This window comes from Streptomyces spinoverrucosus (genome assembly GCF_015712165.1).
Lineage (GTDB): Bacteria > Actinomycetota > Actinomycetes > Streptomycetales > Streptomycetaceae > Streptomyces > Streptomyces spinoverrucosus_A.
This window is the reverse complement of sequence record NZ_JADPZX010000001.1, coordinates 290,364-315,043: the sequence shown is the minus strand read 5'-3', so window position 1 is coordinate 315,043 and position 24,680 is coordinate 290,364. Positions and strand designations below refer to the sequence as shown.

At 72.2% G+C, this 24,680-nt stretch carries 23 protein-coding genes; 5 read left to right on the top strand and 18 right to left on the bottom strand.

Annotated elements, in window-relative coordinates; translation table 11 throughout:
* Positions 1-9 precede the first annotated feature (9 nt).
* The 12 genes from hypF to I2W78_RS01400 all read right to left on the bottom strand — a co-directional run bounded on the left by hypF (position 10) and on the right by I2W78_RS01400 (position 12,256).
* Entirely contained in the window at positions 10-2,370 is a 2,361-nt protein-coding gene (gene hypF, locus I2W78_RS01450; protein ID WP_196456213.1) for a carbamoyltransferase HypF, read from the bottom strand.
* Complete coding sequence (gene hypB / locus I2W78_RS01445) at positions 2,367-3,062, bottom strand: hydrogenase nickel incorporation protein HypB (RefSeq protein WP_196456211.1); 696 nt, start codon at positions 3,060-3,062, stop codon at positions 2,367-2,369. Before hypB ends, hypF begins: the two co-directional genes overlap by 4 nt.
* A 2-nt stretch (positions 3,063-3,064) precedes the next feature.
* A complete protein-coding gene (locus I2W78_RS01440) occupies positions 3,065-3,460 on the bottom strand; it encodes a hydrogenase maturation nickel metallochaperone HypA/HybF (RefSeq protein ID WP_196456209.1) in 396 nt (131 codons plus the stop codon).
* A gap of 129 nt (positions 3,461-3,589) precedes the next feature.
* Positions 3,590-3,706 carry a DUF6893 family small protein gene (locus I2W78_RS41570; protein WP_374222627.1) on the bottom strand — a complete coding sequence of 39 codons (117 nt, stop codon included), beginning with the start codon at positions 3,704-3,706 and terminating at the stop codon, positions 3,590-3,592.
* A 43-nt stretch (positions 3,707-3,749) separates the two neighbouring features.
* Positions 3,750-4,286, bottom strand: coding sequence for a hydrogenase maturation protease (locus I2W78_RS01435; RefSeq protein WP_196456207.1), 537 nt, complete (start codon positions 4,284-4,286; stop codon positions 3,750-3,752).
* Positions 4,283-5,737, bottom strand: a complete 1,455-nt coding sequence (locus tag I2W78_RS01430; RefSeq protein WP_196456205.1) for a hypothetical protein — start codon at positions 5,735-5,737, stop codon at positions 4,283-4,285. Before I2W78_RS01430 ends, I2W78_RS01435 begins: the two co-directional genes overlap by 4 nt.
* Complete coding sequence (locus I2W78_RS01425) at positions 5,734-6,372, bottom strand: DUF6084 family protein (protein WP_196456203.1); 639 nt, start codon at positions 6,370-6,372, stop codon at positions 5,734-5,736. Before I2W78_RS01425 ends, I2W78_RS01430 begins: the two co-directional genes overlap by 4 nt.
* On the bottom strand, positions 6,369-7,034 hold the full coding sequence (locus tag I2W78_RS01420; protein WP_196456201.1) for a DUF5947 family protein: 666 nt from the start codon (positions 7,032-7,034) through the stop codon (positions 6,369-6,371). The genes I2W78_RS01425 and I2W78_RS01420 overlap by 4 nt, the downstream gene beginning before the upstream one ends.
* Positions 7,031-7,591 carry a hypothetical protein gene (locus I2W78_RS01415; RefSeq protein WP_196456199.1) on the bottom strand — a complete coding sequence of 187 codons (561 nt, stop codon included), beginning with the start codon at positions 7,589-7,591 and terminating at the stop codon, positions 7,031-7,033. Before I2W78_RS01415 ends, I2W78_RS01420 begins: the two co-directional genes overlap by 4 nt.
* Positions 7,588-9,366, bottom strand: coding sequence for a nickel-dependent hydrogenase large subunit (locus I2W78_RS01410; RefSeq protein ID WP_196456197.1), 1,779 nt, complete (start codon positions 9,364-9,366; stop codon positions 7,588-7,590). The genes I2W78_RS01415 and I2W78_RS01410 overlap by 4 nt, the downstream gene beginning before the upstream one ends.
* A gap of 63 nt (positions 9,367-9,429) precedes the next feature.
* Positions 9,430-10,518 (bottom strand): hydrogenase expression protein HypE, encoded by a 1,089-nt coding sequence (locus I2W78_RS01405; RefSeq protein WP_196456195.1) that lies wholly within the window; start codon positions 10,516-10,518, stop codon positions 9,430-9,432.
* A gap of 55 nt (positions 10,519-10,573) precedes the next feature.
* On the bottom strand, positions 10,574-12,256 hold the full coding sequence (locus I2W78_RS01400) for a hydrogenase maturation protein (RefSeq protein WP_196464352.1): 1,683 nt from the start codon (positions 12,254-12,256) through the stop codon (positions 10,574-10,576).
* Positions 12,257-12,483: 227 nt separating this feature from the next.
* On the opposite strand from I2W78_RS01400, the gene I2W78_RS01395 reads away from it, so the two are divergent.
* The 5 genes from I2W78_RS01395 (at position 12,484) to I2W78_RS01375 (ending at position 17,625) form a co-directional block, all read left to right on the top strand.
* Positions 12,484-12,870: a hypothetical protein gene (locus I2W78_RS01395; RefSeq protein WP_196456193.1), complete on the top strand. Its 387-nt coding sequence runs from the start codon at positions 12,484-12,486 to the stop codon at positions 12,868-12,870.
* A gap of 184 nt (positions 12,871-13,054) precedes the next feature.
* On the top strand, positions 13,055-15,274 hold the full coding sequence (locus I2W78_RS01390) for a hypothetical protein (RefSeq protein ID WP_196456191.1): 2,220 nt from the start codon (positions 13,055-13,057) through the stop codon (positions 15,272-15,274).
* The gene (locus tag I2W78_RS01385) at positions 15,271-16,272 is read left to right on the top strand and encodes a hypothetical protein (RefSeq protein ID WP_196456189.1); all 1,002 of its coding nucleotides are present in this window, start codon (positions 15,271-15,273) and stop codon (positions 16,270-16,272) included. Before I2W78_RS01390 ends, I2W78_RS01385 begins: the two co-directional genes overlap by 4 nt.
* Positions 16,269-17,132 (top strand): hypothetical protein, encoded by an 864-nt coding sequence (locus I2W78_RS01380; RefSeq protein WP_196456187.1) that lies wholly within the window; start codon positions 16,269-16,271, stop codon positions 17,130-17,132. Before I2W78_RS01385 ends, I2W78_RS01380 begins: the two co-directional genes overlap by 4 nt.
* Positions 17,133-17,244: 112 nt before the next feature.
* Complete coding sequence (locus I2W78_RS01375) at positions 17,245-17,625, top strand: winged helix-turn-helix transcriptional regulator (RefSeq protein WP_196456185.1); 381 nt, start codon at positions 17,245-17,247, stop codon at positions 17,623-17,625.
* A 24-nt stretch (positions 17,626-17,649) separates the two neighbouring features.
* On the opposite strand, the gene I2W78_RS01370 is transcribed toward I2W78_RS01375, so the two are convergent.
* From I2W78_RS01370 to I2W78_RS01345, 6 genes are all read right to left on the bottom strand, one after another.
* Positions 17,650-19,260, bottom strand: coding sequence for an alpha/beta hydrolase (locus I2W78_RS01370; protein ID WP_196456183.1), 1,611 nt, complete (start codon positions 19,258-19,260; stop codon positions 17,650-17,652).
* A gap of 142 nt (positions 19,261-19,402) precedes the next feature.
* Positions 19,403-20,077 (bottom strand): hypothetical protein, encoded by a 675-nt coding sequence (locus tag I2W78_RS01365; protein ID WP_196456181.1) that lies wholly within the window; start codon positions 20,075-20,077, stop codon positions 19,403-19,405.
* Entirely contained in the window at positions 20,074-21,627 is a 1,554-nt protein-coding gene (locus I2W78_RS01360; protein WP_196456179.1) for a hypothetical protein, read from the bottom strand. The genes I2W78_RS01365 and I2W78_RS01360 overlap by 4 nt, the downstream gene beginning before the upstream one ends.
* Positions 21,628-21,939: 312 nt before the next feature.
* Complete coding sequence (locus I2W78_RS01355; RefSeq protein ID WP_196456177.1) at positions 21,940-22,692, bottom strand: DUF4142 domain-containing protein; 753 nt, start codon at positions 22,690-22,692, stop codon at positions 21,940-21,942.
* 148 nt (positions 22,693-22,840) lie between these two features.
* Positions 22,841-24,082 (bottom strand): cation:proton antiporter, encoded by a 1,242-nt coding sequence (locus I2W78_RS01350; RefSeq protein WP_196456175.1) that lies wholly within the window; start codon positions 24,080-24,082, stop codon positions 22,841-22,843.
* 6 nt (positions 24,083-24,088) lie between these two features.
* Positions 24,089-24,574 (bottom strand): cation:proton antiporter regulatory subunit, encoded by a 486-nt coding sequence (locus I2W78_RS01345; protein ID WP_196456173.1) that lies wholly within the window; start codon positions 24,572-24,574, stop codon positions 24,089-24,091.
* Positions 24,575-24,680: the final 106 nt, after the last annotated feature.

Sequence of the window (24,680 nt, the reverse complement as noted above, 5' to 3'; positions counted from 1 at the left end):
CTTAGGTCCTCATCGTCGGTCCGCCGCGCGGGCGGCCACGACGAGCTGGCCGAGAGCCAGCCCGCCGTCGTTCGGCGGGACCGCGTGGTGCCGCAGGACGGTGAAGCCGTCCGCGCGCAGCCCCCGGGCACAGGCCGACGAGAGCAGCGCGTTGGCGAACACGCCGCCGCTCAGGGCCACGGTCCGAAGCCCCGTCGCCTCGCGGGCCAGGGCACACACCGCCCGCACCAGCCGGGCGACGGCGAGATGGAAACGCACGGCGATCACGGCCACGGGAACGCCGGCCCGTACGTCGTCGGCGACGGCGGCGAACAAGGGCCCCGGATCGGCCGTGACCGGCTCGACGCCCGCCAGCCGGAAGTCGTACCGAGGGTCCCTCTCCTCGAAGCCGCCGGCGGACACGGCGGCCCCCTCCAGCTCGATCGCCGCCTGTGCCTCGTAGCCGACGCGGTGGCACACCCCCGCCAGGGACGACACGGCGTCGAAGAGCCGGCCCATGCTGGACGTGGGAACGCAGTTCAGGCTCCGTTCCAACTGCCGCCGCAGCAGGGGCAGTTCATCGGCCGGACAAGCGGCGACGCACGGCAGGTCCGGGCCGGGCGGGAGGCCCGCCGCGTGCAGATGCGCCAGCGCCATGCGGTACGGCCGCCGCACCGCCGCGTCCCCGCCGGGCAGCGGTACATACGCCAGGTGCGCGAACCGCCGGAAACCGTCGTAGCCCGCGACCAGGAACTCACCGCCCCACACGGCCCCGTCGTCCCCGTGCCCGGTGCCGTCGAAGGCGACCCCGATCACCCTGCTGTCCGCCTCCAGGCCGTGCTCGGCCATGACGGCGGCGACGTGCGCGTGATGGTGCTGGACCGGGACCACAGCGCGCCCGCCCGCATGCCGCCGCGCCCACGCGCCCGACCGGTACGCCGGGTGCGTGTCGGTGACAAGGAGAGCCGGTCGGACTCCCGTGATCGACTCCAGCTGCCGCTCCGCCCGGTCGAACGCGTGCTGGGTGGCGAGGTCGTCCATGTCCCCGATGTGCGCGGACAGCCACGCCTTGTCGCCCTGGCCGAGGCAGAAGACGTTCTTCAGGTCGCCGCCGACCGCGAGCGCGGGGGACACCGGCACGGGCAGGGTGACCGGCAGCGGCGCGTACCCGCGCGAGCGGCGCAGCACCAAGGGCTCGCCGTCGCACACCCGCACGACGGAGTCGTCGCACGGGACGTGGATGGGCCGGTCGTGCGTGAGCCAGGCGTCGGCCAGACCTGCCAGCCGTTCAAGGGCTTCACCGTCGTCGGTGACGATGGGCTCGCCGGAGAGATTGCCGCTCGTCATCACCAGCAGCCGGGGAGCCTCCTCGCTCGCGAACAGCAGGTGGTGCACGGGCGTGTACGGCAGCATGACGCCCAGGTCCGGGCTGCCGGGCGCAACGGCCTCGGCGAGTACTGGAGGGGTGTGCCGCACGCCCGTGCGCCGCCGCATCAGGACGACCGGGCGCACCCGGCCGGTGAGCAACTCCCGTTCGACGGGCCCGAGACGGACGAGGTGCTCGACGTCCGTGACATCCCCGGCCATCAGGGCGAACGGCTTGTCCCCGCGTGCCTTGCGGCGACGCAGCTCGGCGACCGCGCGCGGATTCGTCGCGTCGCACGCCAGGTGGTATCCGCCGACGCCCTTGACCGCGAGGATCGCCCCCGCGGCGAGCAGGGCCCGCGCCGCCTCGACGGGGTCGCCGCCGGGGCTGTCGCCGTGCCCCACCCGCAGTCCCAGACGCGGGCCGCAGGACGGGCAGGCGACGGGCTGGGCGTGGAAGCGGCGGTCGACGGGGTCGTGGTACTCGCGGGTGCACTGGGGGCACAGGGGGAAGCCCGCCATCGTCGTGTGCTCACGGTCGTACGGCAGACCGGTCACGATGGTGAAGCGCGGTCCGCAGTGCGTGCACGTGATGAAGGGGTGGCGGTGGCGTCGGTCGGCCGGATCCGCGAGTTCGGCGAGGCAGTCGGCGCAGGTCGCGGTGTCGGGGGCGACCAGCGTGCGGACGGCGCCGGTCGTGCGCGAGGGGACGATGGTGAAGCCGCTGACGCCGGTCGGGGGCAGGTCGGTGGCCTCCACCGACTCCACCATCGCGAGCGGCGGGGCGTCGGGCGCGACGCGCGCACAGAACCGTTCGACCGTCTCCGACGCGCCCTCGACCTCGACGAGCACTCCGTCGCCGGTGTTGGTGACGTGACCGGCGAGCCGTAGCTCCGTGGCGAGGCCGTACACGTACGGCCGGAAACCCACGCCCTGCACCACACCCCGCACGACGACCCGGGCCCGCCGTACGACGGGGGCGGTGCGGACGTCCGGGACCGTGCCGACCTCCGGCGTCGTGCTCACGCCTCGGCCCGGGCCATCACCGGTGCGTGGACGCAGGCACCGTCGGCGGCCGCCAGCGCCCGGTCGACCAGCACACCGGCACCCTCGCCGCTTCGTACCGACGTCAGCACCACCTCGACGCCCGGGTTGACCTGCTGGACGTGCGCCCGGAAGACGGCCTCGTCGAACTCGGCCGGTCCGGCCAGGTCGGACTTGGTGACGAGCACCAGCTGGGCCAGCCCGAACGCCGTCGGGTACTTCAGCGGCTTGTCCTCGCCCTCCGTGACGGACGCCAGCACCACGCGCAGCGACTCGCCGAGGTCGTAGGAGGCCGGGCAGACCAGGTTGCCGACGTTCTCCACGAACAGCAGGCGGGTGTCCTCGGGCAGCCACTCGTGCAGATGCCCGGCGAGCATGTCCGCCTCCAGATGGCACAGCCCGTCGGTGAGCACCTGCTTGACCGGCACGCCCGAACGCGCCAGCCGCGCGGCGTCGTTCTCGGTGGCGAGGTCCGCGGTGAGGGCGGCGGTCGCGATGCCGCGCTCCCGCGCGAGCAGCAGCTCCCGCTCCAGCAGGGCAGTCTTGCCACTGCCCGGACTGGACAGCAGGTTGACCACCGTCGTGCCCCGGGCCGTCAGTTCGCTGCGCAGGACGCGGGCCGCCATCGTGTTCTTGGCGAGCACCGCCTGCCGGAGGTCCACTACGCGGCACATGGTCAGCTCTCCTTGAGGTGGGTGGCGCGGGTCGGTGCGGGCGGGTCGTTCCGATCGGCCCAGTGCACCTCGGTGATACGCAGTTCACGGCCCGCCACCAGCTCGGTGGCGGCGCCACCGCAGCCCGCGCAGACCATGTCGGGCGGCATCCCGGTGACCCAGGTCCGCCCGCACGGCGTGCACGACGCCCGGCCGGGCACGGACCGGGTGGTGAGTTCGGCGCCCTCCAGCACGGTCCCGGCACAGGCGAGTTCGAAGCAGAACCCGAGCGCGTCGGGCACCACACCGGACAGTTCACCGATGTCCAGGTGCACTTCGCGTACACCCGGCATGCCTTGGGAGCGTGCCGCTCGCTCGACCTGGTCCACGATCGACAGGGCGACGGACATCTCGTGCATCGGTCTCCGTCCCGGGCCCGCGGATGTCTCCTGGGCGCCCATTACACGGCGGGGGCCCGGTGGCGGGCCGAGTGGCGCGCCGGGGTCACACGGATGCCTGGCCCGTTCGGTGCACCCGCCCGGCCGCTGTCACATGCGACGAATACGCAGGTAGCGCGTGATGTCGGGCATGACGTGCGTGAGGAACGCGGCGAACGCGGTGGCGGCGGTCGCGGCGGCCGCACCGCCGATGAGGCGCTTGTTCATGATGCTCTCCACAGGGTGGGCGCCTCGGCGGGGCCTTCGGCGCTTATACGACGGTTTCATCGCTCTCCTTCACAGGTGCCGGCTCGCGGACCAGCCCGACGACCAGGCGCACCGCTTCCGGCAGCGCGGCGGCCACGGGTGGGCTCAGGCCGATGCCCTCCTCGACGGTGGCGGGTTCGCATCCCACCACCAGCGTGCGCCGCGGCGGCGCTGAGCCGGTGCCCGCGCACAGGGTGTCGAGCAGGGCCAGTACGGCGTCGGGCGACATCCGGTGACCGTCGAGCGGCATGCTCTCCGGCGGCCGGCGACTGCCCGGCTCCGCCGCGTCGATCACGTACAGCGTCCCGGGCTTCCCGCCGCGCGCGGTCGCGTCGAGGAGGACGAAAGTGTCGTACCCGTCGAGCAGTTGGTACGCCAGATGCATCCCGCGGATGCCGATGTCGGCGACCTCGACGCCGGGTGGCAGCTCCTGCCCGCACAGCAGACGTGCGGCCTCGACGCCGAAGCCGTCGTCGCCGAGGAAGATGTTGCCCACCCCGGCGACGAGGGTGCGCGGGCCGGGTGTGGTGGCGGTGTTCACGCGTCCTCCCGGATCTCGGCGAGGGCCACCTCGTCGGGCTGGAAGTACAGGTAACGCCCCTGCTCCCGGCGGATGTCGGCGCCCGGGTCGTCCTCCACGGTGACCGCGATGTGCACGCCGCCGTCGACGTCGTGCAGCACCGCTTCCACCAGGGCGTGCCGCCCGTCGAGGAACAGGTCCTGCGCGTCGGTGTGCCGCAGCCGGGGCCGCAGCACGACCCGGCTGCCCGCACGCACCGGCTCTCCGTCGACCAGGACGTGGTCGCGGGCCGGATCGACGGCGGTGTCCGCGCCCGGGTCCCACCACGGGGTGTCGGGGCGGACAACGCCGCTGTGGTGATCGGTCTCGCCGGGCGTGCGGAACGTCGGCACGCCCTCGACGGCACGTGTGCCCGGCGTGGTGACCTCCCGCAGACGGCGCACCGCGCCGTGCAGCCGCTCCAGCACCTCCGGCGGCATCGAGTCGGCCAGGTCGATCACCGCGGCCGCCCGGTCGTCCGTGCCCCTGGCCTCGCGCTTCTCCTCCTCGGTGAGGGCGGCGGTGCGCAGGGCGAGGATCTCGTCGATCTCCGTGGCGTCGTACAGGGCGCCGGGGCTCTCCGGGGCGATCGCCGGGTGGTCCTCCAGGATGATCGGCGAGGAGAGCACCAGGTCGGTGCGGCCCGGCTCACCGGCCAGCACCGGCCAGGTGTGCAGGTTGCGGCAGGCCGCGGCGGCGCCCCTGGCCCACTCCGGCGGGTCGGTCAGCGACAGGAACCGTCCGGCGTCCAGGCACAGCAGCGTGTGGCTCGCGACCAGCGAGCGGGGCAGGGCCGCGTCCCGGTCGGCGTCCTCGGCGGGCAGCCAGTCGCTGGTGTTCTCCACGACCACGCTCAGCCGCTGCGTCCGGTACGGCCCGTCCAGCTCGCTCACCGACAGGCGCAGGGTCCCGCTGATCTCCTCGCGGCGCCGCACCAGGCGGCCCACGGTCCGGCCCGCGCCGTCCCTCACGGGCTCGGTCTCCTCGCTCGCCGGCCGGGTGAACGGCACGACGGTGTCGCCGCCCGCCAGCTCCGCCACCGGCACGGCGAGCCGCACCTGCTCCTCGTGCCCCTCGTCCCAGGGCACCAGCACCCGGTCCTGAAGGGCCAGTTCGGGCACCGTCTCGAAGCCGCCGCCCGGGCAGGCCCGTTGCACGCGGCGCCGCTGGGCGTGCAGGAAGCGCACCTCCACGGCGAGCGTCGCGCCCGCCCTGGGCTCCATCAGCAGCTCGGTGTGCTGGAAGTCGTGCTCCTCGGTGGCCGCGCTCCACGCCGGGGGCACCAGCACCCCGAACTGCCAGCGCAGCCGGTTCTTCGCGGACGAGGCACGGTACGGGTAGAGCACGTACCCCTCGAAGAGGACGGCGTCGGCGACCTGCCGGGCGACGGCCAGGCGGGCCTCGGTCTCGGGGCGGAACGTCGTCGTGGTCACGGTGTCCTCTCCCCGGCCGCCGTCATCAGCGCCTCGACCGTCGCCTGCCACGAGGGCAGCGCGTGCCGCGACCGGTACGCCAGCAGGGCGTCCATGGTGTCCCTGGGCAGCCGGATCCAGCCGGAGCCCGGGAAGTGCTGTTCGACCATCTCCCGCCAGGTCTTCACCGGCATCCGGTATCCGGCCTCCTTGTCCCACGGGACCGGCTCGACCCGGAAGCCGCCCTCGCCGGTGAAGGCGGTGCCGGAGAACAGCATCAGCAGCGGTACCTCCCCTGACTCCAGGGCGTGGAAGTAGCGGGAGGACGCGATGTCCATGTCGTAGGTGCAGGGCACGGCGACGTCGGTCTCGACCTCGCCGGTGAACCCGGGCACCATCACCTGCACTTGGGCGAACTGCATCGCGTTGAGGCTGCTGCCCCACCGGGACCGTTCACCGAACAGGTCGGTCAGCGCGTCGGCCTCCGCGTCGGCGTAGCCGCGCCGGGCGGGCTCGATGCGGATCTGGCAGCGCAGCGCCAGCGCGTGCACCCGGGTCGGCGGCGAGGCCGTGACCCGCAGCCGGAACACCAGGGTGGGGCCCGCGGCGTACGGGTCGGCGCGCACCCCCGTGCACGCGAACGAGAAGTCGGTCACGACCGGCTCCCTCGCGGCGCGCGGGCCCGCTCGCGGACCTGGTCGAAAAACGCCTCCAGGTCGGCGCGGGCCTCCGCGCCGCCGTCGAAGCCCTGCCAGCGCAGCCGCATCCGTCCCACCAGTTCGTAGCAGATGTCGATCGGCACCAGATAGCACTCGACCCGGCCCTGGTGCCGGCGCAGCAGCAGCGCCTCGACATCGGGCGCGAGCAGCCCGGCCAGTTCGGTGCCGGCCAGCACGGACTGCCAGGACTCCGGGTCCAGTTCGCTCTCGGTCGCGCCGGCCGGGCTCGGGTACAGGGCGACCAGCCGGTCCAGCGCCGAGTTGCGGAAGAAGAAGGCCACGCCGACGGGGATGCCGAGCCGCTCCCAGGCCTGCTCGTCGAGCCGGTGGCCCGGGTCGCGCAGGTACCGGCCGGGCACGGTCAGGAAGCGGCCCCGCGTGCCCCCGGAGCGGTCCAGCAGCTGGGCGCACGGGTCGCAGGCGCAGGCCAGGGACCGCTTCTCGACGTCGACGAGGTGCCGGTGACGCGCCTCGGCGAGCGGCGCCGAGCACAGCTCGCAGCGCTCCTCGCGGGGCCGGCGCGGGGTGGTGAAGCGGCGCAGGCCCCGTGGCCCGGGGTCGTGCCGCAGGAGCCCCGGACCGGTCTGGGGCGCGCTCACCGCGCGGTGGCCGGCGAGCGGCCGCCCGTCCCGGCGCCCGGCGGCGCGGACCCGATCTGGAGCAGGACGGGCTCAGGCGCCGGGGCCTGAAGCTCCACGGACGTCACCTCCGGCGCGAAGCACGCCAGCGCGTCCCGCGCCGCCTGCTCCACTGCCTCGGTACCGCCGCAGCCACAGCCGCCCGAGCCGGTCGGCCGCAGCCGCAGCACGCCGGTCGCCGGGTCGAAGCCGGCGTTCTCGACGGGCTGGGGGAGGCCGTCCAGCGCGCGGGCGATCCGGCTGCGGGCGTCCTCCGGGTGCAGCCCGTGCAACACCAGCAGGCTCGCCACGAGTTCGTCGCCGAGCAGGGCATCGCGGGTGGCGGAGGCGCCCGGGTCGCGTTCGACGAGATCCATGACGCGGGCCAGGCCGGCGCCGTAGAACTCCATGAGGACCCGGACGAGTTCCTCGGCCGCCTCGCACGCCGTGCGGTCGCCGGAGGCGGCCAGCCGGTCGAGGACGTCCTCGACGAGCCGGCCGGCCGTCTCCGCGGTCACCGTGCCGTGCGTCCCGCTCATCCGGCCAGGCCGCTCAGTCCGGTGGGGACGTGCATCGACTTCGTCGTGCGGCCGTCACCGACGTACATGTGCACACCGCACGGCAGACACGGGTCGAAGCTGCGTACCGTGCGCATGATGTCGATGCCCTTGAAGTTCTCCGGGGAGTTCTCCTCGAAGATCGGCGTGTTCTGCACGGCGTCCTCGTACGGGCCGGGGGTGCCGTAGGTGTCGCGGGTGGAGGCGTTCCACGGAGTCGGCGGGTACGGGTGGTAGTTGGCGATCTTGCCGTCCCGGATGACCATGTGATGCGAGAGCACACCGCGCACCGCCTCGGTGAAGCCGACGCCGATCGACTCGTCCGGCACCTCGAACTTCTCCCACGTCTGCGTGCGTCCGGCGCGCACCTCTTCGAGGCCCATCTCCGCGCTGTGCAGCGCCACGGCGGCCGCGTACGCCTGGAAGTAGGTGCGGGCGCGGTTGCGCTCGATGGCGTTGCTCCACTGCGGGATCTTCCACTCGAAGGTGGTCTCCGGCTTGGTGAGGGTGCGCGGCAGGTTGATGATCACGCTGTGGCCGGTGGCCTTGACGTACCCGATGTCCACCAGGCCCGACAGCGCGGTCGACCACAGGCGGGCGATGGGGCCGCCGCCGGTGTCGAGTGGCAGGTAGTCCTTGCCGTCGAACCAGCGCGGGGACATCACCCAGCTGTACTTGTCGTTGAAGTCCCGCTTCTGCGGGGCCGGGATGGTGTGCTGGTTCCACGGGTGGCGCGGGTCGACCGGGTTGCCGAGCGGGTCGTGGGTGACGAACTGCTCCTGGCCGACCCAGTCCTCGTAGTACGAGCTGCCCAGCAGGATGCGGATGCCGAGGTTGATCTCGGTGAGGTCGCTGGTGACGAGCTTGCCGTCGACGATGATGCCGGGGGTGACGAACATCTTCCGCCCCCAGTCCGACATGTTGGCGTACGTGAAGTCGCAGTACTCGGGGTCGTTGAACGCGCCCCAGCAGCCGAGCAGCACCCGGCGGCGGCCGACCTCCTCGTACCCGGGCAGCGCCTCGTAGAAGAAGTCGAACAGGTCGTCGTGCAGCGGCACGACCCGCTTCATGAACTCCACGTACCGCATCAGCCGGGTCATGTAGTCCGTGAAGAGCTGCACGGAGGCGATGGTGCCGACGCCGCCCGGGTACAGCGTGGAGGGGTGCACGTGGCGGCCCTCCATCAGGCAGAACATCTCGCGTGTGTAGCGGCTGACGGACAGTGCCTCGCGGTAGAACTCGCCCTCCAGCGGGTTGAGGGCGCGCATGATGTCGGCGATGGTGCGGTAGCCGTGGTCGGCGGCGTGCGGGGCCTCGGTGCGTTCGGCGAGTTCGAGGACCCCGGGGTTGGTCTCGCGGACCATCTTCTCGCAGTAGTCGACCCCGACCAGGTTCTCCTGGAAGATGTTGTGGTCGAACATGAACTCCGCGGACTCACCGCAGTTGATGATCCACTCACCGAGGTGCGGCGGCTTCACGCCGTACGCCATGTTCTGCGTGTACACCGAGCAGGTGGCGTGGTTGTCACCGCAGATGCCGCAGATGCGGCTGGTGATGAAGTGCGCGTCGCGCGGGTCCTTGCCCCGCATGAAGACGCTGTAGCCGCGGAAGATCGACGAGGTGCTGTAGCACTCGGCGACCCGCTTCTGCTTGAAGTCGATCTTCGCGTGGATGCCGAGGCTGCCCACGATCCGGGTGATCGGGTCCCACGCCATCTCCACCAGGCCGGTGCCGTCACCGGTCGTCGTCGAGGTCATTGTGTCTGTGATGCCTTCCGGTCGGTCGGGTCTGCGGGTGGGGGAGTGGCCGGGGCAGCGCGGTCACCAGGGCGGCCGGTAGCCGGTGGTGATCTCCCGGCCGGTGTGCCGCCACTTGGGTTCCTTGTCCACGGTCTTGGCCGTGATGGACCGCAGCTTGCGGATCACGGCGCCGTAGGCACCGCTGGCGGTGCTGGAGAGCCTGCCGCCGGGCGGCTCGTCCATGAACGGCATGAACTTGTCGGGGAAGCCGGGCATGGTGCAGGCGATGCAGATGCCGCCCACGTTCGGGCAGCCGCCGATGCCGTTCATCCAGCCCCGCTTGGGCACGTTGCACTTCACGACCGGCCCCCAGCAGCCGATCTTCACCTGGCACTTGGGCGAGTCGTACGACATCGCGAACTGGCCCTGCTCGTAGTAGCCGGCCCGGTCGCAGCCCTCGTGCACGGTCGCGCCGAACAGCCAGGTCGGCCGGAGCTTGTCGTCGAGCGGGATCATCGGCGCCGACCCCGCCGCCTGGTACAGCAGATAGGTCAGCGTCTCGGCGAAGTTGTCCGGCTTGATCGGGCAGCCCGGCACGCACACGATCGGGATGCCCGCCTTCGACTTCCAGTCCCAGCCCAGATAGTCGGGCACCCCCATTGCGCCGGTCGGGTTGCCCGCCATGGCGTGGATACCGCCGTACGTGGCACAGGTGCCGATCGCGACGACGGCCAGGGCCTTCGGCGCGAGCCGGTCGATCCACTCGCTGGTGGTGATGGGCTGGCCGGTCTCCGGGTTGTCGCCGAAGCCGCACCAGTAGCCCTCCTGCTTGATCGCCTCGTTCGGAACGGACCCCTCGATCACGAGCACGAACGGGTCGATCTCCCCGCGCTCACCCTTGAAGAACCACTCGATGAACGTGTCCGCGCCGCCGACCGGACCGGACTCGAAGTCGATCAGCGGCCAGTGCACCGCGATCTTCGGCAGCCCGGGCAGGGCACCCAGGGCGATCTCCTCGATGCTGGGCTGCATGGCGGCCGTCAGGGCGACCGAGTCGCCGTCGCAACTCAGCCCGGCGTTGATCCAGAGGATGTGGATCGGTTGCTCGTCCGTGCCGGGTGAGCCGGCCGCGCCCGGCTCCTGAGCCGTGGTCGGCGATGCTGCGTTCATCAACTGCCTCCCGGGGAGGAAAACGGCAAAGCCGATGTATCGGCCCTTGTTGCTGCTAAGCGTCGGTCAGAGCGGCAGCCGTCGCATCCGTGACGGCCGGCGCCCGTTCCTTGCGTACGAAGGCCCTGCGCAGCGCGTGATACGGCGCGTGGGGGTCCCTGAAGATCTTCCGCATGCGGGCCAGTTCCCGCTCCCTGACCGCCGCCGGCGGGGTGACGGCCTCCCGGCGTTCGGACTCGGCCTTCTTCGCGGCGAGACGCGACTGGACGAGCGGGGACGCCGCCAGCCGGTGGGCCAGCAGAGTGACCTCGGCCGTGAACCGGGCCGGGGCGCACTCGACCACCCGGTCGATCAGCCCGATGTCCCGGGCCCTAGCGGCGCTGACCGGCAGCGCCTCCTGGGTGAGCCGCTCCGCCATGGCCGTACCGACCCGGCGGGGCAGGCTGTACGTCCAGTACTCGGAGCCGTACAGCCCCATGCGCCGGTAGTGCGGATTGAGCACCGAGCCCGAACGGCACCACACCTCGTCGGCGGCCAGCGCCAGCATCACGCCGCCGGCCGCGGCGTTGCCGCCCACTGCGCTGACGACCAGGCGGTCGGTGGTGGTGAGCACCGCCTCGACGAGGTCGTTCATCGCGTTGATGTTGGCCCAGGACTCCGCGGCCGGATCGGGGGCGGCCTCGATCACCCCGAGGTGGATCCCGTTGGAGAAGAAGTCGCGCCCGGCCCCCAGGAGCACCACGGACGTCGGCCGCTCGCACGCCGCCCGGTAGGCGGCCAGCAGGCGCCGGCACTGGTCGGTGGACATCGCCCCGCCCGGGAACGAGAACGACAGGACACCGACCGCTCCGTCCTCCCGGTAGCGGATGTCGGACCAGGTGGCGTCCTGTGCGACCGGCAGCGCGGGCAGCCGCCCGCCCAGCGCGGTCACGGCGGGCAGCTTGCACGCGCGCGGGGCACCGGCCGCCGTACGCTCCCGCAGCTCCGGGATCCACACCGCGCCGTCCGTGGTGGCCCGGCAGACGGCACCCGCCCGGGTCGCCAGCAGTTCCCCGGGCCGCCCCCGCAGCCGGTGCTCGGGATGACCGCCGTGCAGGAACCATTCCCCGCCCAGCAGCTCGTCGAGCACACCGGGCTGGGAGTCGGCGGCGCGCAGGGTGCGCAGCACGGTGTCGGTGGAGTCCTCGGCCCAGGAGATACGGCGGTCCCCCTGGCGCATCATCGGCCTGGTCCGCGCGCCGGGCGCCCTCGGCAGGCCGTCCTGCTCCAACGGCACGTACCGGCCGGAGGCGAACCGCTCCACGGCCAGAAGCACGGCCTCGACGGCCGCGTCGGACACCTCGTTGCGGTACAGGTCGCTCTTGCCCACGCGGGGGACGGGGCAGGCGGCCGTCGCCCACACCGGCCCGGCGTCCATCTCCTCGTCGGCCTGGAGCACCGTCACGCCCCACTCGTCGACGCCGTCGTGGATGGCCCAGTCCAGCGAGGAGGGCCCCCGGTCGCCGACGGGACCGGGGTGGACGATCAGGCAGGTGTGGCTCGACCACACCTCGCGCGGTACGACGGCCTTCAGCATCGGCGCCACGACCAGGTCGGGAGAGTGCCGTCGGACGGCCGTCCGCACGTCGTCGCCGCGAGGCGTCACCTCGACGGCGACCCTGTGCCCGCGCTCACGCAACTCGGCGTGCACGCGCTGGGTGAGGCTGTTGTAGGCGCTGCCGATGAGCAGGATGAGCATGCCTGCGATGGTCATACAGGCGTCTTCGCGGACGTCGGCGCGAATCCCGGCGGTCACTCGTAGGAGTCGGGGTTCCCGCCATCTGGGCGGCGGCCGGACCGAGTCCGTTGTAGGGTCGACGGCCGCAATGGACCCGGTATGCCCGATATGTCGATTGGTGGAAGAATCGCTACCGACCGGGCACCGAGGAACGTGCCCCCTCCCACAGTGGACAGGCAGGTCGGCGCATGCCCAAGGAACACAAGTCATCGAAGCCGTCTCGCGGCCGCGGGCCGAGCCGGCACGAGGGGACCGAACAGCACGGCTGGTCTCCCGACGTCGACGAGACGCGACAGCAGGACAACCCCAGCGCCCGGCGTTCCTTCCAGGCCGAGGAACACGCGCCCAAGCGTGGACCGGGCCGCAAGAAGTCCAAGGAGGAGCGCACGTCCGTCCCCGGCGACGTCGCCGGCAGTGAGGGGCGCGGCGGCGAGGACTACGCCGAGGAGTCCGAGAAGGGTATGCGGGGCACCGGCCGCAGGGGCCGCTCCGGCCGTCCCAGCGGAACCAGGGACGACGACGCCTTCACCGGTGTCGACCCGAACGACTCCGAGCCCGGGCACCGCCCGGGCTGACGCCCGGGTAGCCGCACAGGCGACCGGATCGCCTCCCGGGGCGGGGTGACGGTGGCGTCCCGGGCGAAATCGCTCGCATTCCGACACTTCTTGTCATCGCGGTCGCATCTACGGATTTTCCTGTCACCATCGGCGCACCCGGCGGTTCCGCCGCCGGGTTTCGTCGTGTGGTGAGGGGGGCCGCATGTCGCGTGCGGACAGAATCGGGGAGATCCGTCGGCGGCGCGCCCGGCAGGCAGAGGTGCTGGAGCGGGCCCACACCTGGGTGACGGAGGCCCTGGACCGACTCCGCGAACTGGAGGCGTTACGGACGGAACTGCTGGGGCGGGTGCCCGATGACGCCCGGACCCAGCTGGCGGCGCTCGGCGCCGAGGTGAGCGGGCTGCTGGAGGAGCTGCCGGTCGAGGCCGCCGCACTCGACGCCGCCGCGGCCCGGTTCCGGCGGCCGACGCTCAACGTGGGCGTGATCGGCAGGGCCCGGCAGGGCAAGAGCCGGCTCATCCAGAGCCTGACCGGGCTGACCGACCAGGAGGTGCCCACCAGCGACGGCGGCTTCTGCACGGGCGTCACCAGCGTGCTGCGCCACGAGGACGGCGCCCCCACCCAGGCGGAGGTCTACTTCCACAGCGAGCGGTCCTTCCTGCGCGAGGTGATCGCCCCGTACTACGCGGAGCTGGGACTGGGCCCCGCCCCCACGACCCTCGACCGGTTCGCCGGGCCGCTGCCCCCGGAGACCGCCGGGGAGCCGTCCGTCGAGGGCAGCAGGTACTCCCATCTGGCGCAGTACCACACCGCGCTGCCCGAATACCGCCGCCACCTGGGCATGCCGTCGCCGCACCGCGTCGGCCCGCACGAGATCCGCCGGTTCGTGGCCCAGTCCGACGAGCACGACCGTGAGCGGTACCACGCCTTCCGCGCGGTGCGGTACGTGCGGATCACCACGCACTTCACCCAGCAGGACTGGACGGGCCTGTCGTTGATCGACCTGCCCGGCCTCGGCGACACCAACCTCCAGGACGCGCAGCGCATCGTGGCCGCCCTGCGGGACGAGATCGACATCGTGGTCTTCGTCCGCCGCCCCGATCCGCTGGGCGACGGCATCGGCACGCCCGACCACCAGCTCTACGACCACGTACAGGAAGGGCTGCCCGCCACCGGGCTCGACCGGTGCTCGTTCCTGCTGATCAACAAGTGCGCCGTCCCGACGAGCGACAACAGCGCGAACTCCCGCAGGATGGCCGAACAGTGGCTGCCGGCCTCGCGGTTCACCGTGGCCGAGGCGCACATCGCGGACTGCTCCCGGCCGGACGACGTGGCCGCCGCGATGGACCGGGTGGTGGACTACCTGCTGGCCAACCTCGACGACCTGGACGACCGCCACCTCGCGGTGCGCGCCGAGAAGGCCTCCGAACTGCACGAGCGCCTCGGCCACCTGGCCACGCGGGCCGAGCGGCTGGCCGACCTGGCGCAGCCGACGGAGATCTGGTTCCTGCCGTTCACCGCGCTGTTCAAGCAGACGCACGGCCGGCTCGCCCATGGACTCGCCGCACTGGTGGGGGAGTTGCGCGACGAGCGGGACCTGACCGACGACCTGCTCGCCGACGCCGTGGAGACGGTGCTGGAGGCGGCGGAGCGCGACCCGGCCCATCCGACGGTGGACGAACTCGTCGCCCGCGCGGCGGCCGAGGACGGGCTCAGCATGGCGTACGGCAAGTACCTCAACGAGTCCCGGGCCAGACTCTCCAGACGTTTCCTGGAGTGCGACGTGGCCCTGCACGCGCGTACCGCCGACATGCGGCAGCGCGTCGCCCACGTGCTGCGCGGTCCCGCCGGTCTCGGCGGGCTCAGCGGCGCGCCGGACGGCCGGGAGTTCCTGCTGGAGGTGGCCGCGCGTGTGCCGCGGGTGCGGGAGAGCGGCGGCAGCGAGATCCGGTACGCCCTGCGACTCCTGGCCGACTTCCAGCTCACCTACCGGGGCATGCTCCAGCACCGGGTACGAGCCTGCCTGGACGGGCTCCACGCCGACACCCCCGCCATGCCCTTCCCGCACCGACCCGGCCCGACGGCCCAGCAGGTGCGGGAGATGCTCGAAGTGGCGTACGACGAGGCGCTGTACCTGTGCCGGAGCGAGCTGCACAAGGCGCTCGCGGACCCCAGCGCGGCCATCTTCGCGATCGTCGAGGAGTTCTACGACCGGGTCATCGCGTCGGCGGGCGCAGAGGAGGAGTGGCTGGTGTTCTACCAGGACGTCAGAGCCGAGATCTGGCCGGGGAAGTTCGCCGCCCTCGCCGAGGACGCCGCGCACCTGCGGCGCTGGTCCGAGGGCGTGGCCGCACTGGCGGCACTGGCCGTGCCGGGCGGCCCCGGACCGCTCGCACCGGCACGTGAGGAGGTCGCGGCATGAGCATGCCCGCCCGCTACGTCCTGGAGGTCACCATGCTCGGCCCGTCGGGGGCCGGCAAGACCTCGCTGCTGGCCTCGATGTACGTCCAGTACTCCTCGGTGATCGGCGGCACCGACCTCGACCTCACACCGGTGGGCGAGACGGCGGCCCGACTCACCGACGTCGTCGCCGTCCTCAAGTCCCTCTCCCGATCCGTGCAGGTCCGTGACAGGGTCGCCAACACGTCCGCGCTCGACCTGCACCGGTACGAGATCGGGGTCGGCCGCAAGAACAGGAAATCCCGGTTCGTCCTCAGGTTCACCGACTACGCCGGCGGACTCCTGCGCGACCCGAACGGCACCCCCGTCGCCCAGGGCGTCCGCAACGCCCTCGCCGACAGCCCGGTCGTCGTCCTGGCGGTCGACACCCCCTCGCTCATGGAACGCGACGGCCTCTACCACGAGCGCATCAACGCGCCCTACCTGATGTACGAGCAGGTCAAGGAGATCCTGCGGTCCGACGACAGACCGCGGCTGCTGCTCGTCGTCCCCCTCAAGTGCGAGAAGTACGTGGCCACGGAGCACGGCTCCGCCGAACTGCTGAGCCGGGTACGCACCGGATACCAGCCCCTGTTCGACCACATCGCGCACGCCGACGTGCGGCCCCGCGTCGGCTGCGTCGTCATCCCCGTGCAGACCACCGGCTCGATCGTGTTCTCGTCGATCACCGAGTCGCCGAACGGGGAACTCCGCTTCCACTTCCGCAGTCGCCGTGCCGGGGCCGAGTACCGGCCCGTCCATACCGACCAACCCCTGCGCTACGCGCTGCGCTTCGTGCTCAACGTCTATCTGCGTGAGCGGCGCGGCATCTGGCGCGAGACGCTCGACGGTGTGTTCGGGCACGACCAGGCGCTGGAGCGGGCCATCGCCCAGTTCGCCGACGGCACGGTCACCGGTCCCGGCATCGAGGTCGTACAGCACCACCCCCATCTGAGTTCATCCGTGGCGGGGAGGGCATGAGCATGACCACGGCCTGGTTCCTGCACTCCCGCGGCCGGCTCTCCGAGCAGGACTACTCGTGGGTGCCGGCCCAGCCGCGGCAGACCGGTGCGCCCGCACCGGAGGAGCTGCTGGCCAGGGGCTGCGGGGGGCGCTCCATCGGCGAACTCGTCGACGACTCCAAGTCCTCCCTGCTGCTGTATGCCCTGCCCGAGTTCGCCTACCGGCAACAGGTGTGGATCCTGCTGCTGACCGGCCTCGCCCCGGAGAACACCGCCGAGCGCGACCACATGGATCGCGACATCCGCGTCACCGTCCTGGGCGTCGGCACCGGCCCCGTGCCGCCGCGCGCCCTGACCGACGTCGCCGCGCACTTCCTCACCGGCGGCCTGCGGACCGTGCCCCTCTTCCACGGACTTGAGGGCGCCACGGGGTATGGAGTGGACGCCGGGGCGTGGGACGCCGTCGTGGCGCGGGCCGCCGAATTCGAGGCACCACGGTCCGACCGGGTGTCCGGCAAGCACATGGTGGTGGTCGACACGGACTCCCCGGCCAACCGGGAGCGGGCCGCCGGAATGATCGCCCATGCGACCCGCTGCTTCGCGCAGGGAACGTTGTCGGCGAGCGAGGCCCGTCTGGTGGGGTCCCAGGCCCGACCGTTTCTCGTCGTCACGACTCTGCTGGGCACGGAGTCGCTCAAGAGCCTCAGGCCCTGGTACGGCCTCAGCCGGCACGTCGTGCGGCAGGAGGTGGTCGGTGTGCGGCGCGCCCTGGGGGACTCCCTCAAGGACCGTCTCATGGGCATGGGTTCTGCCCTCGCGGTGTGCGCCGTGCTCACCGTGCTGGCCGTGGCCGGCACCATGGCAGCGCTGCTGCGGTGACGCGCCCGCGCCCGCGGTACGGGCCTCCTGGCTCTCTTGCGGTTACTCGGAAACCGTAGGAGAGTGAGCGCTGAACTGGACGAACGCACCCTTTTCGCGACTGAGGAACCTGATGGAGACCAAGCAGCTCAAGGGTTTGCCCGAGAACGCGGACCTGAGGCGCGCGGACTCGCTGGCGCGGGAGATCTTCTCGGACGTCGCCAACAAGTGGGCGCTCCTGATCATCGAGGCCCTCGGTGAACGCACCCTGCGCTTCAGCGAGTTGCGCGACGAGGTCGAGGGCGTCAGCCACAAGATGCTCACGCAGAACCTGCGCATGCTGGAGCGCAACGGCCTGGTCGACCGGAAGGTGCACCCCACCGTGCCGCCGCGGGTCGAGTACACCCTCACCGAGCCGGGCCGAGCCCTGCGGGCCACGGTCGACGGGATGTGCGGCTGGACCAACCAGTACCTCGGCCACATCGAGGCCGCCCGCCGCCGCTTCGGCGACTGACGCGGCGGGCGCCTCGGTTCAGTCCTACCTCCGCGTCCCGCCCGCGCCCGCGTCGACGGCGCCGCGCGGGTGCCGCGCCGAGAAGGGCGGTGTGTCCTGCTCGCACGTCGTACCCGGCGGCGGGAGGGCACCGTCCAGGAGGTAGCGGCTCACGTGGTCGTTGACGCACCCGCTCGGGTTGAGCAGCGCGGTGTGTCCATATCCGCGGTTGGTGAGCAGCCGGGCGTCGGCCAGCGTCTCGGACATCGCCTCGGCGCTCTCGTAGGGAGTGGCCGGGTCGTAGCTGGTGCCGACCACCAGCAGCGGGTGCGCCGTCCGCTTGTTCCAGGGCCCGGTGTACGGGTCGGCGGCCGTCGCCGGCCAGGTGGCGCACGGCTCCGCGGCCCATGTCCAGTGGCGCGCCGCGTCGCCCGAACGCGCGGCGGCGGCCTCCTCCGTCGCGTGGAAGACGCCGGGATCACGCGGACTGGGGCTGTCGCCGCAGAGCACGGCGGCCGCCTGCTCGTCGCCCCCATACGGTGTCGGGACCGGGGGCGTCGTGGCGGGAGCGGCGGGCGCCGCCGGGGCCTGTCCCTGCCACAGGTCCTGAAGCCGGGCCGCCAGGTCCGCCCATCCGGGGTGGACGACGTACAGCGCGCTCACCACGTCCGAGACGGTCCGGGCGTAGGTCCACGACTCCACCGGACGCTCCCTCAGTCGCTCGGTCAGCTCCTTGAACTTGTCCAGGGTGGCCTGCGCGCTGCCGGCCGAGAACGCGCACTCCGCGACGGTGGCCGCCCCGCACAGGGACAGGAACCGGTCCAGGGTGGCGGCCGCCGAACGGTCCGACCCCAGGCGCTGGAAGTAGGGGAGCAGGGCCTGCTCCGACCCGCCGTTCGTCCACGCCGACGGGTCGACGTTGCTGTCGAGCACCATGGCACGGACCTTGTCCGGATAGAGATTGGCGTACGTGGCGCCGAGGAACGTGCCGTAGGAGATTCCGATGTAGGTGAGCAGCGACTCTCCCACCGACCGGCGGAGCTGTTCGAGGTCGCGTGCGGTGTCGGCCGTCGAGACGTGGCGCAGCAGCTCCGGGTCACGCCGCTCGCAGGCCCGGCCCAACTCCCGGTAGGAGTCGACCCACTTCTTCCGCTCCCGCTCGCCCACCGGGAACCCGGCCGGATGGCTCGCGGTCCAGGCCTCGGCCTCCTTGGTGCTCTCGAAGCAGTTCACCGCTGTGCTGTTGCCGATCCCCCGTGGATCCCAGCTGACGATGTCGAAACGCTCCCGCACCTCGTCAGGGAAGGACTCGTAGATCTGCGGCATCTGGACCGAGCCGGGCCCGCCGGGGCCGCCGGGGTTGAAAAAGAGGGTGCCGACGCGGCGCCCCGGACCGGTCGCCTTCCGCTTCACCACGCTGAGTTCGATGGTGCGGCCACGGGGATTCGCGTAGTCCAGCGGCACCGTCGCCGTCGCGCAGTCGTAGTGTCTGTCCTGGGCGCAGGGCTTCCACTCCAGCTGCGGCGCGAGCGCCGTGGAGGCCGTTCCCGCGCCCGTCGCGGCGAGGTGGGGCCCAGTCAGAGCCGTCGTGCAGGCCAGCACCGCGGCGACGACCGCGGCGGTCCTTCTGCGACGGCCGGCTATCGGACCAGTCATACGCAGGCCACGTCCTTTCACGGCCGAGCGCCCGACGCCGCACGGGAACGGGTCGCCGGCACGCATCCGTGACCATCAGACAGCGCCCTGCTCCCACCCACCAGCCGGACGCACCCGAACGGGCGGCCCGGCACGACAGTCCCTAGTCCGGCCACCGGTGTTCGAGGCACGCGCGCAGCACGCGGACGCATGGATCGTCCTCGTAGTCGCGCAGTGCTCGCACCGTGTCCAGGTCGGTGCGCCGCATCTCCCGCATGGGCCGGTCGAGGAGCGCGAGGGCGGCGCCGCGCCGCAGGTCGTACAGGGCCAGGTCGGGGCCGTCGGGCGGGAACTTGGCCAGGAGAGAGGTGCCGGGGACCACGGCCGGGTGGGTTCGGTGGGTGCCGGGGATCGAGGGGAGCCGCTCTCGCTGAGAGGAACGGAAGTCGACGAGCGTCAGCTCGCCCGCGTCTGCCATCACCAGCAGGCGTGCGGGAAAGGACGGGAGTTCGTGCAGCGACAGGTGATGGTGCACGCCCCGCGGAGTTCCCCGGGTGCCGGGGTTCAGGTGGTCCCTGTGTTCCACCTGGGGGCCCCAGACGACCTCCGCGCGGGGCGGGCGCCATGAGTGGGAGTCGGCGTCCTCCTCGTAGGTCTCCGTGTGACCGGGGCCGAAGGCCTGACCGGCACGGGTGAGGTGGCCGTCGGGAGAGACCGTCCAGCGGACCAGCGTCCAGTTGACGGTGACTGTGACGTCGTCCCAGGCCCAGATCTGGTCATGGGTGCTGTCGACACGGCGTCTGCGGTCCTCGCTCCACCCCCGGTGCGCGGTGATCAACGCGTCGCCGAGGAAGCCAATGGACCGCAGGGGGTGGGTCCTCTCGGGGTCCGTCTCGTGGAGGGTCGTCGCGCCGAGGAGCCCGCCTTCCTGGTCCAGGACCACGCGCGCCGGTGGTCGGCGACGGCCAGGCGCGTGCCGTCCGCCGACACGGCGAAGAGGCCGGCGCTCGACCGGAGGCCGAGGCCGGTCAGCCCGACGCGTCGCCAGGAGCGGCCATGTGCCGTGCTGATCAGGAGTTGGGAGGCCGAGAGCGCGGCCCAGCCCTCGGCGGTGGCCACCAAGTCCCGTACGGGCGACGGGTCGAGCAGGATCCGGTCCTCGGGCGTGAAATGCCACAGCCCCGCCTCGCCGCCCGCGACCACGGTGGCCTCCTCGTCCCCGCAGGGCACGGCGAGGCCCGGAACCGTGTCGTCCTCGTACGTGCGATGGCTGAGGAGTTCTCCGCCGGGCAGGGCGTACACGTCGAGGGCCGGCGCGGCGCGCTGATCGGCGGTGCGGCTGAAGACGGCGGCCCGCGCCCTGCCGAGGCCCAGCCGCAGGACGTCGTACTCGAAACGGATGGTTCCGAGCAGGAGCGGGTCGGCCGCCGCCGCGGCGATCAACTCGACGGACACTGAGCGCAGTTCGGTGTACAGCCGGTGATCGGCCTCGGATCCTGGCCGCCAGTGCTCCGGGAACCGCCGGGCCTGCACGACCGCCTCGACGACCGGCGCCTCGGTGACCAGCTCCCACAGCCGTCCCCAGCGTCCGTGCCGGGCGAGGCCCGCGCTCAGCTCGGCGAACTGCTCGCCCCGCAGCAGGTCCACGAACTCGCCCTGGCTCTGAGCCATCCGGCGCACCAGACCGAAGAGACCGCCCTCGATCGCCGCGCTCCTGAAACGGGCGCGAGCGGTGCTGTCGAGCAGCGCGTAGGCCCGTACCGTCAGTGAACCGTCCGGGTCGGCGGCCCGGTAGCGCTCGTAGTGACCGGTCAGCAGCCAGAACGTCGCGAGCCGCACCGGGTTGGTCGGACTCAGCTCGTGCCGCATGCAGAAGTCGGCCAGTTCAGGGACACCGCACGCCAGCAGGCACACGTCCTCGATGACGCCCTGGTCGCCGGAGGCGAGGATCTTGCGCCGGGCGATGTCCGCCAGCGGATGACCGCCCAGCGCAGCGGCCACGGCGAGGACCGGGCGCATGTCCTCGGTCAGGTCGTCCTCGCCGGGCCGCAACACGAGGAGGGCCAAGTCGTCGCTCAGGTGGGAGCCCTGCCGGTTCACCGGGTACCCGAGGCTTCTGAACAGGTGATCGAACAGGGCGGCGGACGTGTCGCGCCGGGCGCCGACGAGGTCGTGCCACACCTGGTTGAACCGGCGGTCGGGACGCGGCCCCGGTCCCGCCAGCGCGCGGAGAGCCGCCATGTCGCCGGCCAGGGCGGACTCCCGCAACTCCCGCTCCGCCGCCTTCCCTTGCCTGGCCACAGCGGGCACGACGAACCACCGGCGTCCCCGTTTCGCCCGCCTCAGCAGCAGGCGCGCCCGGGCCTCGTTCTCGGTCGCGTCCGCCATGCCCCCGCTTTTCCCTCCAGGCCGGGTTGTCGCTCCTGCGGACAGTTTCCTCCGACCGTCTCGGGTGGGGACCCGGACCTGCGGTGCTACCGGCGGGCGCTGCCGGTCGACGTGGGATGAGCGGCGTGGCACGCCGGTTGGGGGTCAGCCGGACGCCGAGGAGGCCTCTGGCTCCGGGCACACCAGGACACGCCGTTGCCCCCTTCGGCGCTGCGGTACGGCGCCTGGAGCCGCGCGCGCCAGGCTGCTGGTCCCCGGCTGTGAGGTACGGCGCCGGTACGCGCGCCGTACCTCAAGCTGCCGATCCCCGGCTCATCCCCCCTGTCCCGCGGCCGACGGGCTCGGCGTCGGCGACGTGGTGTTCACGTCGAGGTCCGGGCGGGGCTTGAGGGCCAGCACCGGAGAGCCCGGCGGCGGCGGCGGCGGGGTCAGCTGGTCCTGGGGCAGCTTCGGCGGCGTGGTCTGCTGGAGAAGGACCTGCTCGTAGTTGACCATGCCGGTCTTCTCCAGCACGGTGATGTGGTCGAGAACGGTGTCGTTGGTCTGGTCGGCCAGCGCACGGACCAGGGAGTTCTTGGTGCTGGCCCGGATCTTGGCGATGGTCGGGAAGATCCCGCCGTGCGCCGCGCGCATGATGTTGACCGCCGTGATGTCGAACTGCTGGCCCGTCTCGGAGTCCACCGTCGCCACGAACTGCTGCTGCTGCGGCGTCGGCTGGTTCGGCAGGGTGATGCCGAGTTCGGGGGCGATCCTGCGACAGGTGGCGTCGAGGGCGGCGTGCCCGACGAGGAGGTGAGCGGCCGCCTCCTTCATCTCCGGCGTCGTGCCGCGCTCCATGGCCATCTCCCCGATCGGGTACTCCCACAGCCCCGCCGAGCGCACCCTGACGACGAAATCGCGGTCGGACTCGGTCAGCGGGCCGTAGGGGGTGTTGGCGACGATGCGGTCCTGCGAGCTGGCGGTGTTCTCGATCCCGAGCATGGCCGGGTAGGCGAGGGTGGCGAGGGTCAGACCCAGCGCGCCGAACACGAAGATGCTCCCCAACTTGCTGGGTGAGACGGGCATGGAGCCTCCTGACGCGAGCGGTTGGTACGTCAGGAGGTACGGATGAGCCGCGCCGATCCATCATCGAGACGGTCAAATTTTGCCCTCCCGCACGTGTTCTGCGTCACACGGCCGAAGATCGGCCGGGGAGGGCGCACGGCGCCGTGGGTCATGCCCGGCCGACGGTGTCCTGGTCGTCCAGGCGCGCGGGACTGGGGTCCTTCCCGGCCTCGGCCGTCGAGGCGGCCTTGCGGCGCCGACGCGATAGGCGGGTGGCGACGGGTTCCGTGCAGCGGGCGGTGAGCGGGCCGAGGAGGACCAGGATCAGCACGTACGCGGTGGCCAGGGGGCCGAGGGAGGGCTCGATCCCGGCGGTGACGGCGAGTCCGGCGATGACGATGGAGAACTCGCCGCGCGCCACGAGCGTGCCGCCCGCCCGCCAGCGGCCCTTCGGCGCGATGCCCCCCTGTCTGGCGGCCCAGTAGCCGGTGGCGATCTTCGTCAGCGTGGTGACGGCGGCCAGGGCCAGGGCGGGCAGCAGGACGGGCGGGATGCTCGCCGGGTCGGTGTTGAGGCCGAAGAAGACGAAGAAGACGGCGGCGAACAGGTCCCGCAACGGGGCGAGCAGACTGTGCGCACCTTCGGCGACCTCGCCGGACAGCGCGATGCCGACGAGGAAGGCACCCACGGCCGCGGACACCTGCACCTGCTGGGCGAGCCCGGCGATCAGCAGGGTCAGCCCGAGGACGACCAGCAGCAGCTTCTCCGGGTCGTCACTGGAGACGACCCGGGAGATGAGGCGGCCGTACCGCACCGCGAGGACGAGCACCAGGGCGGCGGCTCCGAGCGCGATGGCCAGGGTGACACTGCCTGCCGCGAGGCCGATGCCGGCCAGCAGGGCGGTGAGGATGGGCAGGTAGACGGCCATGGAGAGGTCTTCGAGGACCAGGATGCTCAGCACGACCGGGGTCTCGCGGTTGCCGAGCCGGCCCAGGTCGCCGAGGATCTTGGCGATCACACCGGACGACGAGATCCACGTGATGCCCGCCAGTACGACGGCTGCGACCGGACCCCAGCCGAGCAGCAGCGCCAGGGCGGCGCCCGGCAGGGCGTTGAGGGCGGCGTCGACCAGCCCGGCCGGGTAGTGCGCCCTGAGGTTGGAGACCAGGTCGCTGGCCGTGTACTCCAGGCCGAGCATGAGCAGCAGCAGAATGACGCCGATCTCGGCGCCGACGGCGACGAACTCCTCGCTGGCGCCCAGCGGGAGCAGTCCGCCCTCCCCGAAGGCCAGCCCGGCCAGCAGGTACAGCGGTATCGGCGACATCCGCAGCCGCCCGGCGAACCGGCCCAGCAGTCCCAGGGCCAGGATGATCGCCCCGAACTCGATCAGGAACACGGCCGAGGAGTGCACGGCGGCTCACTCCCGCCCAAGGATCTCGGCGGCCGCCTCCACGCCCTCGCGGGTACCGATCACGATCAGGGTGTCGCCGCCGGCCAGCCGGAAGGCCGGCGTGGGGGAGGGGATCGCCTCGGCCCGGCGCAGGACCGCCACGATCGAGGCGCCGGTCGCGGCGCGCATCCGGGTCTCGCCGAGCAGCCGCCCGTTCCAGTGCGAACTTCCGGACAGCTCGATCCGCTCGGCCACCAGTCCCAGGTCGGTCGTGGACAGCAGGTTCGGCGTGTGGTGCGCGGGCAACAGCGCGTCGATGAGCGTGGCCGACTCCTCCGCCGTCAGCCGCACGGACAGGGCGCAGTCGTCCGGGTCGTCCTTGCGGTACGCGCTCAGGGTGCGCTCGCCGTCGCGGTGCGCGACCACCGACAGGTGCCGGTGCTCGTGAGTGGTCAGGTCGTAACGGACGCCGATCCCCGGCAGCGGCGTACTGCTCAGGCGTGGAGCGCCCATGGCGACCCCCTCTCTTACGGGGCACCTACGGCGGCAACCGCGGGGACACGCCGTGGCACCCCGGTCCGGGCCTGTGAGAACCATCGTAGGTGCCACGGCCGGGACC

What these genes read in the sequence shown, in the direction of transcription:
- hypB (WP_196456211.1), bottom strand. Translation starts at nt 3,062, where the DNA reads ATGTGCCGCGTAGTGGACCTCCGGCAGGCGGTGCTCGCCAAGAACACG.
- I2W78_RS01440 (WP_196456209.1), bottom strand. Translation starts at nt 3,460, where the DNA reads ATGCACGAGATGTCCGTCGCCCTGTCGATCGTGGACCAGGTCGAGCGA.
- I2W78_RS41570 (WP_374222627.1), bottom strand. Translation starts at nt 3,706, where the DNA reads ATGAACAAGCGCCTCATCGGCGGTGCGGCCGCCGCGACCGCCGCCACC.
- I2W78_RS01415 (WP_196456199.1), bottom strand. Translation starts at nt 7,591, where the DNA reads ATGAGCGGGACGCACGGCACGGTGACCGCGGAGACGGCCGGCCGGCTC.
- I2W78_RS01410 (WP_196456197.1), bottom strand. Translation starts at nt 9,366, where the DNA reads ATGACCTCGACGACGACCGGTGACGGCACCGGCCTGGTGGAGATGGCG.
- I2W78_RS01405 (WP_196456195.1), bottom strand. Translation starts at nt 10,518, where the DNA reads ATGAACGCAGCATCGCCGACCACGGCTCAGGAGCCGGGCGCGGCCGGC.
- I2W78_RS01400 (WP_196464352.1), bottom strand. Translation starts at nt 12,256, where the DNA reads ATGCTCATCCTGCTCATCGGCAGCGCCTACAACAGCCTCACCCAGCGC.
- I2W78_RS01395 (WP_196456193.1), top strand. Translation starts at nt 12,484, where the DNA reads ATGCCCAAGGAACACAAGTCATCGAAGCCGTCTCGCGGCCGCGGGCCG.
- I2W78_RS01390 (WP_196456191.1), top strand. Translation starts at nt 13,055, where the DNA reads ATGTCGCGTGCGGACAGAATCGGGGAGATCCGTCGGCGGCGCGCCCGG.
- I2W78_RS01385 (WP_196456189.1), top strand. Translation starts at nt 15,271, where the DNA reads ATGAGCATGCCCGCCCGCTACGTCCTGGAGGTCACCATGCTCGGCCCG.
- I2W78_RS01380 (WP_196456187.1), top strand. Translation starts at nt 16,269, where the DNA reads ATGAGCATGACCACGGCCTGGTTCCTGCACTCCCGCGGCCGGCTCTCC.
- I2W78_RS01375 (WP_196456185.1), top strand. Translation starts at nt 17,245, where the DNA reads ATGGAGACCAAGCAGCTCAAGGGTTTGCCCGAGAACGCGGACCTGAGG.
- I2W78_RS01370 (WP_196456183.1), bottom strand. Translation starts at nt 19,260, where the DNA reads ATGACTGGTCCGATAGCCGGCCGTCGCAGAAGGACCGCCGCGGTCGTC.
- I2W78_RS01360 (WP_196456179.1), bottom strand. Translation starts at nt 21,627, where the DNA reads ATGGCGGACGCGACCGAGAACGAGGCCCGGGCGCGCCTGCTGCTGAGG.
- I2W78_RS01355 (WP_196456177.1), bottom strand. Translation starts at nt 22,692, where the DNA reads ATGCCCGTCTCACCCAGCAAGTTGGGGAGCATCTTCGTGTTCGGCGCG.
- I2W78_RS01345 (WP_196456173.1), bottom strand. Translation starts at nt 24,574, where the DNA reads ATGGGCGCTCCACGCCTGAGCAGTACGCCGCTGCCGGGGATCGGCGTC.